Genomic DNA, 7,610 nt, shown 5'->3' with positions numbered 1-7,610 from the left:
CAACTCTGTCAGACGTTATGACGAAGAATACAAAGCCTATTACCAGAAGAAGTGTCAAGAAGTACCAAAAAACAAACATAAACGAGCTCTCGTCTTAACTGCTAGAAAATTTGTGCGTCTGGTGGATGTGCTACTACGCAACCGCCAACTCTATACGCCACCAAGGAGGCTTATGGAAGATACCTATTAGGATCTGCACACTCCTTGAAAATCTAGTGAAAATTGATTGAAAAACATCATTTTTCGCTAGCTCTTTTCAGTGCGCCCTTTTTTCTGAAAAAAAGAGTAACTGCTCAGAACTTTGAACTTGACTTTTCACCACTAGACTTTGTTTCTATAGTGCTATTATACATCTTTTTCAAAAAAAGACAATATATTTTAATAAAAAGACTAGACATTTTGGAGTAAAAGGCGTATATTGATAGTATCAAAAGAAAAGAGGAGTGCTTATGAATAAGTTCTTAGACGCTTTGAGTGATAAACTCTTGCCTCTGGCTAACAAGTTAGGATCTAATCGCTATTTGGCGATTTTGCGGGATGCTTTTATGTTAGCCTTTCCAGTTACCATGTTTGGTTCCATTTTAGTGGTTATTACGAATTTGCCTTTTTTAAGTGATAGCCTTCGGGGAACACTCTATCAATTGTTAGGGAATGGGCAGTTGGCTACGATGTCCATCATGACCCTCTTTGTAGTCTTTGGGATTGGTTATTATCTGACCAAGAGCTACAAAGTAGAAGGGGTCTTCGGTGGTGCAGTAGCTCTATCTAGTTTCTTAATTCTGACACCGTTTTACACCCAGTCAGAAGGTGGTGAAGTTGTTTCCAATGTTCTAAGTCTGGATCGACTTGGAGCAAAAGGAATGTTCCTGGGGATGATTACTGCGTTTGTGGCTGCAGAACTCTATAGTCGTTTTAGTAACAAGGGGTGGCAGATTAAGATGCCAGATACTGTTCCCCCTGCCGTTGCAAAATCGTTTGCGGCGATTATTCCGGGGACTTTAACCCTATCCATTTTCTTGGCAATCAATGCCTTGGTAACGGGTGTATTTTCTGTTAATCTTCATGACATTATTTACGATGTCATTCAAAAACCTCTGGTTGGTCTTGGCTCTAGTCTCGGTGCAACCTTGATTGCTCTTTTCTTCATACAGATTCTTTGGTTCTTTGGTCTCCATGGACAAATTCTAGTCAATTCCGTAATGGATCCGATTTGGAATACCTTGAACTTAGAGAACTTGGAAGCCTTTAAGGCTGGTGAAGCGGTCCCACATATCATTTCTAAATCCTTTATGGAAACCTTTACCGTTGGTCTTGGTGGTTCAGGGATGACACTGGCTGTGGTTCTGATTATGGCCTTTATCTTGAAGAAAAAGCTTTACAATGATGTTGGTCGATTGGCTCTTGGAGCAGCCGTCTTTAATGTGAATGAGCCGGTTATTTTTGGTCTCCCAATCGTTTTGAATGCTACGATCTTAATTCCATGGATTCTGGCGCCAATCCTTGTGACAAGTCTAAATTACTTTGTTATGCTCATTGGTCTTGTGCCGGCTCCAACGGGAGTTTCGGTGCCTTGGACAGTGCCGGTGTTCTTTAGTGGTATGATTGCAACCAACTCCATTGCGGGTGGATTGTTGCAATTAGTGGATGTGGCTCTCGTCGGTTTCATATGGTATCCATTCCTTCGTATACTGGACAAACAACCAGATTCTGATCTATAATGTGAATAGGCTTTCGTCACGAGAGAAAGATTCATATAGATCGGAGGGTTCTATGCCAAAGTATGAAGAAATCGCCGGTGTTTTGCGGCAACGGATTACCGATGGTGTTTATCCGGTAGGTTCCATGTTACCAACACGAACGATTCTTGCTGAGGAATTTCAGGTAAGTCGGGTCACCGTTAAAAAGGCAATTGAAATTTTGACGGTTGAGGGCTTGGTTCTATCTCGACAAGGAGATGGAACCAAGATTCTCAATTCGTCCTTCTTTGATCGGGAGGATGCCAAATTCCGTCTGGATAATTTTAATGGACTAAGCTCAGATCTTCATTCAGATGATCGCAAGTTGAGCAGTCAGGTGATTGAATTTACGGTAGATTTTCCGGATCAGGAGCTGGCGGACCGTTTGCAAGTTGATCAGACAACGCCAGTTTATAAGATTGTTCGTCTGAGACTTCTGGATGGAGAACCTTATACCCTTGAACATACTTACATGCCAAGTGATTTAGTTCCAGGTCTCAACCAGGAGATTCTGGAGGCATCTATTTATGATTTTTTGCTAAAGAAATTAGGCTTAAAATTTGCGGGCTCTTATCGACATATTACCGCTGAGCGTCCGGATTCTTATGATGTGGAGTATTTGGATTGCAAGAAAAATGATCCGATATTGCAGATAGAGCAGCTAGTCTATTTAAAAAATGGTCGTCCGATTGAATATTCGCGGAGTAGAAATCGCTATGATACCCGGGGCTATTCACTTTTAGATGTAAAAACAAATTAAGGAGAGGCGAATAATGGCAGAACCACTATTTTTAAATTCGCAAATGCATGAAAAAATTTGGGGTGGAACCCAACTACGGGATGTTTTCGGTTACGAGATTCCTTCCGACAAAACAGGTGAGTATTGGGCAATTTCAGCCCATCCCAATGGCGTTTCACGGGTTGCCAATGGGCGTTTTCAAGGTGTGGGTTTGGATCGCTTGTACCGTGAGCAGAAAGACCTATTCGGAAATCCGGATTCGCCAGTCTTCCCGCTATTAACAAAGATATTAGATGCCAATGACTGGTTGAGCGTTCAGGTTCACCCGGATGATCGCTATGCTTTAGAACATGAGGGGGAACTTGGGAAAACGGAGTGTTGGTACGTCTTGGAAGCAGAAGAAGGTGCGGAGATTATCTATGGTCACGAGGCTCAATCTAAGGAAGAACTGGCTCAAATGATTGAAGCGGGTGACTGGGAGCATCTATTGACCAGAGTTCCTGTAAAAGCGGGTGATTTTTTCTATGTTCCCAGTGGGACCATGCATGCGATTGGAAAGGGAATTCTGATTCTTGAGACCCAGCAATCGAGTGACACCACCTATAGAGTCTATGACTTTGATCGGAAAGACGATCAAGGGAATCTGCGGGAATTGCACCTGCAGAAATCCATTGATGTCTTGAATATTGGAAAAACCGCTAATTCAACTCCTGCGAAGCTAGTTGTTGAAAACCTGGCAAGTACCTTGCTTGTCTCTAATGAATTTTTTACAGTTTATAGGTGGCAGATTCTAGGACGTGAATCTTTTGCCCGAGTGGCACCTTATCTTCTTTGCAGCGTCGTTGGAGGCCAAGGTCTGCTGGAAGTTGAGGGCCAGGTTTACAAATTGAAGAAAGGCGATCATTTCATACTGCCTTATGATGTTGCACATTGGGCGTTCGAGGGTGAGTTAGAGATGATTGTGAGCCATCCACATTCTTAGGAGGTTTTTATGGCTTTGTTGGTCTGTGATTTAGGAGGGACAGCTGTTAAAACAGCCTTATTTACAGAAGGAAACCTAGAGCTCATGGATTCTTTGCCAACCCCTTCTAGTTGGGAAGAGATGAAGGTTGCCCTGCTGGCTCTCAAAAATCAAGTTTCCTCTGAAAATATCAGCGGATTAGCCTTGTCTTGTCCTGGATCTGTCGATACAGAAACAGGTATTATTTATGGAAAAAGTGCCATCCCCTATATCCATCGTTTTCCCATCCAAGCAGAATTGGAAGAACTTTTAGGCTTGCCTGTATCCATTGAAAATGATGCCAACTGTGCAGCACTAGCCGAGCTGCATATGGGGGCAGCGCGTGGCAGCTCTTCTGCAGCTTTTTTTATCATTGGTTCAGGTGTTGGTGGCGCACTTTCAATAGGTACCCAATTGCAAAAAGGGGAAAACTTGTTTGGTGGCGAGTTCGGTTATATGCTCTTGGACCAAGGGCGTAGTCTGAGTCAATTGGTGAGCCCGGTCCAAGTTGCGCAACGGTTTGCGCAGGACCAAGGTTTGGACCATGTAACAGGTAAGGACTTGTTTGATTTGGCTCAGTCTGGTCATCCAGCAGCTGAGGAGGCTGTTGAAAGTCTCTATAACTCCCTTGCCGTAGGGATTTACAACGTTTTGATGACAGTCAATCCAGAATTAGTCCTACTGGGAGGAGCAATCTCCGCCCGAGAGGATTTAGTTCCAAACGTGCAGCGTCGCTTAGAAGCACTTATTCAGGAAACCGATGCAGAGGATATCCGTTTTAGGCTAAAAGCCTGTGCGTTTCAAAATCAGGCAAACCTTCTCGGTGCTGTTTCCCATTTTTTGATAAGCCATTCTGAAAAAGTTTAGTTTTTTAGTACAAGGCAGCGAGTCGTAGACGCTAAAACGTTCGAAGAAAGTTTCAAATGAGTACGGCAAGACGAACTAACTCAGTAATAAAAAATAAACGAAAGAGTATATGAAATCCCCCCCCTGATTACCATCGAGTATCGGGGGGATTTTTACGGTAGTCATATGGTTTGTTTTTAGAAAAAGACAGCGAGTCATAGCCAGGACTGAAGTATGGAGTAAGCTAATACAGAAATAAAAGATAAACTAACATCCTATATCTGGACAAATTGAATTGGTCAGACTTTTTAGCCCCAATGATTTACCAAGAGAGTATGATGAGTGATTTCTTTGTAGAGTGCTTTACATAAGAGCTTCTACCATCTATGCTGGTCACTTCTTTGACTGTCCATCTCATCCTAGATCCTGATCCAAGAAAGCTGACAATGAAAAGGAGATTTTGGGGGAAGGTATTTGTGAAGCTCAATTTCTCATATAGAAAGCTGAATTGAAGAATATATCCCTATAAAAAAATAGATTAACTTTTCGTAAGCAAACGTTTGTTTTTTCTGTAAAAAAATGTATCCAAAAATTTCATGGTTTTTCTGAGCATTTTATTGTACATACAAATTTAAAGTGTGTTAAAGTATCTTCGAACAAAAAAGAAAAGAGAGGTTTATAACTTATGTTCAACAAAAAACAGCGATTTTCAATTCGAAAATTTAAAGTTGGTGTTTTTTCTGTTTTAGTAGGTAGTCTATTTGTTTTAGACCCTTCTAGTACTGTTGCGGCTGAGGAACATTCTCCTATCGATGTTCAAGTCGTAGAAGAGAGAGTACAGCCAGGATCTGGGGAAATTGCTCCTGAGACAGAACTCCCACAAGCGGAGCCGGTAGAGGTAAGCCCTACTCCTGCTCAGTCAGCTGAACTGGCTTCAGAGACTAAGGTGACTCCAGAAACAGCAGCCACAGTAGTCAAAGAAGATAGCGCCCCATCAATTTCTGAAGAACCTGCTGCAGAGGAGAAGGTTACAACGGAAGGGAAGCCGGTTGCGCAAGCTCCAGAGACAGCTGAAACGACAACAAACAAAGAAACGCCACAAGTAGAAGCGCAAGCAACTACTAAGGAAGTAGAGACTCCAGCAGAAAAAGTGGAGAGCAAGCCAGCAACTACAACTTCAAGTTCATTCCGTAGTGGCTTCCGTTCTGCGGGATTCCGAAATGCGGAAACTACAAGTTCAGGTGTTACCGTTGAGAAGGTGGCGAATCTGGATGATGTCGAATACGGTGTATATGGTTTTTCACCAACCATTAATAAAAATTCAGTCGTCGAAGCTTATAACGGAGCTAATTTCCGTCCTTCTAGACGTTTCCAAGGGAAATTCCCGATTAATGTGAACTCGGCTATCCTACATAGGGATCCCAAAACAATCGAAAACAAACCTTATGTTATTATTAAGAATGTAGGTGAATACCAAGGTCGTCAGTTAGACATGAAGCTGGAGTATGCTGACTGGAAACGGATGCTCGTTCAAAATACCGGCAATCAGGTTTATGGTCAAGCTAACTCTATCTTGGACATCGGTCGTATTATAACGGGTACAGGGCTTCAAATGCACATGCAAGGTATGGACTACATCACTATGCGTGAAACTTACCTGGATAGTGCAACAGGGGAGACTGTTTCGGTTAAAGCGAATAAGACCCTTTTGGATATCGACAGACAAGAGTTATTTGCGATTTCTAATAACTCAAATGCAAGTATCCAAAAAACTAGTGATGAAATTACAGTTCAACCGACCACTTCCGCTGTTGGCAACGTCATTTATAACAATACAACTGGTGCTCCTCGGAATTATCGTGATAAAGATACGAAGGAAACGATTTTTGATACCGATCACCGGATTAATGTCTCGTATGATGCAACTGCAGATAAGCCTTTTGAGTATTCTTTCTTGGCTCGAAAAAATGAAATTCGCTCGAAGGATATTTATGAAAACGCCAATAACCGTAATCAGAACTTAGCTAAAGTACAAGAAAACTTGGATAAATATTACGCATCCAATAATAGCACTAAAAATCCAAGAAAAGTTAATCGATACTATTATGAAAAACCACAGACTAACCGGTATATTTGGGGTAAAATCATCAATGAAGATGTGGAGCCAGACATTCCGGTACAGTATGTATCAGATGCAGATGAAGGTCACACAACAACCACTCTTGAAGATGGCGAACGCATCGACAATGACCCAGTTGAGTTGGTAACCATTGCCAAACCAAATGAAGAAGTAAGTTTCCGTAACCAAACTTCGACAACATTCAAGGTTTCCGGTGAACCGCTTACTCAGCTTGTCTTTACACAAAAATTAGATGACAAACTAACTTATAAAAATGGTTCCTTGAAGGTATACCTTGGAGAAGATGATAATGGTAACCCGAAAGATGTTACTAGCCAAGGAAGAACCAATTATGACGCGGCAACTCGTACCTTGACCTGGACAGCAAATAATGCCTTGTTGACCAAAGAGGAGAGCCAAGGTGAACCATTGACAGTTGACTTCAAAGCAACTGCGAATGCTCCTGGTAATGGACAAATCATCAATCCTGCAGCAACATTTAAAATTGATAAAGATGAGTTGCAAACAAATCGTACAAAAATTATCTATGGAAACTTTGTACCACCGACAACTGATGCGCTAGAAGAGGAAGTTGCGAAGCAGGAGGAAGTTCTTCCAAGTACCAACTACGAAAATGCGGATCAAGATAAGAAAGACGCTTATGATCAAGCGCTTGCTAAAGGTGAAGAAGTCCTAAATAACGCAAACGCTACTCAAGCAGATGTTGATGCAGCCAAAGAAGCTCTAGAGGCCGCACGTAATGCCCTAAATGGTGATTCAAAACCAGAAGCAGTCGATAAGTCAGCTTTGGAAGCTGAAGTAGCTAACGAAGATGAGGTTACAGCTTCAGACGACTACACTAAGGCAGCAGAGGAAGCGAAGAAAGCCTATGATGATGCCCTAGCAGCAGCGAAAGAAGTATTGGCAGATCCAGCAGCGACAGCAGAGCAAGTAGCAGCAGCCAAAGAGGCTCTATCGAACGCAGCGGAAAACTTGGCTAAGAATCCAGCACCAGAAGCAGTCGATAAGTCAGAATTGGAAGTTGAAGCAGCTAAAGAAGATGAGGTTACAGCTTCAGACGCCTACACTAAGGCAACAGAGGAAGCTAAGAAAGCCTATGATGATGCCCTAGCAGCAGCGAAAGAAGTATTGGCAGATCCAGCAGCGACA

At 42.4% G+C, this 7,610-nt stretch carries 5 protein-coding genes and 1 pseudogene; all 6 read left to right on the top strand.

The features are described 5' to 3' along the window. Positions 1-190 (top strand): annotated as a pseudogene (locus I1A59_RS08780) (IS110 family transposase); the annotation flags it as partial. 259 nt (positions 191-449) lie between these two features. Continuing rightward, entirely contained in the window at positions 450-1,718 is a 1,269-nt protein-coding gene (gene celB, locus I1A59_RS08775) for a PTS cellobiose transporter subunit IIC (protein ID WP_196092399.1), read from the top strand. Positions 1,719-1,770: 52 nt separating this feature from the next. Further along, positions 1,771-2,496, top strand: a complete 726-nt coding sequence (locus tag I1A59_RS08770) for a GntR family transcriptional regulator (RefSeq protein WP_196092398.1) — start codon at positions 1,771-1,773, stop codon at positions 2,494-2,496. Positions 2,497-2,509: 13 nt separating this feature from the next. Then, on the top strand, positions 2,510-3,457 hold the full coding sequence (gene manA / locus I1A59_RS08765) for a mannose-6-phosphate isomerase, class I (RefSeq protein ID WP_196092397.1): 948 nt from the start codon (positions 2,510-2,512) through the stop codon (positions 3,455-3,457). Positions 3,458-3,466: 9 nt separating this feature from the next. Next, on the top strand, positions 3,467-4,342 hold the full coding sequence (locus I1A59_RS08760; RefSeq protein ID WP_196092396.1) for an ROK family protein: 876 nt from the start codon (positions 3,467-3,469) through the stop codon (positions 4,340-4,342). A gap of 664 nt (positions 4,343-5,006) precedes the next feature. Continuing rightward, a partial coding sequence (locus I1A59_RS08750; protein WP_196092395.1) for a YSIRK-type signal peptide-containing protein occupies positions 5,007-7,610 on the top strand: 2,604 nt, incomplete at its 3' end.

This window comes from Streptococcus sp. NLN76 (genome assembly GCF_015686645.1).
GTDB lineage: Bacteria > Bacillota > Bacilli > Lactobacillales > Streptococcaceae > Streptococcus.
The sequence above is the reverse complement of the archived record's forward strand: the minus strand, read 5'-3'. Positions and strand labels throughout refer to the sequence as shown.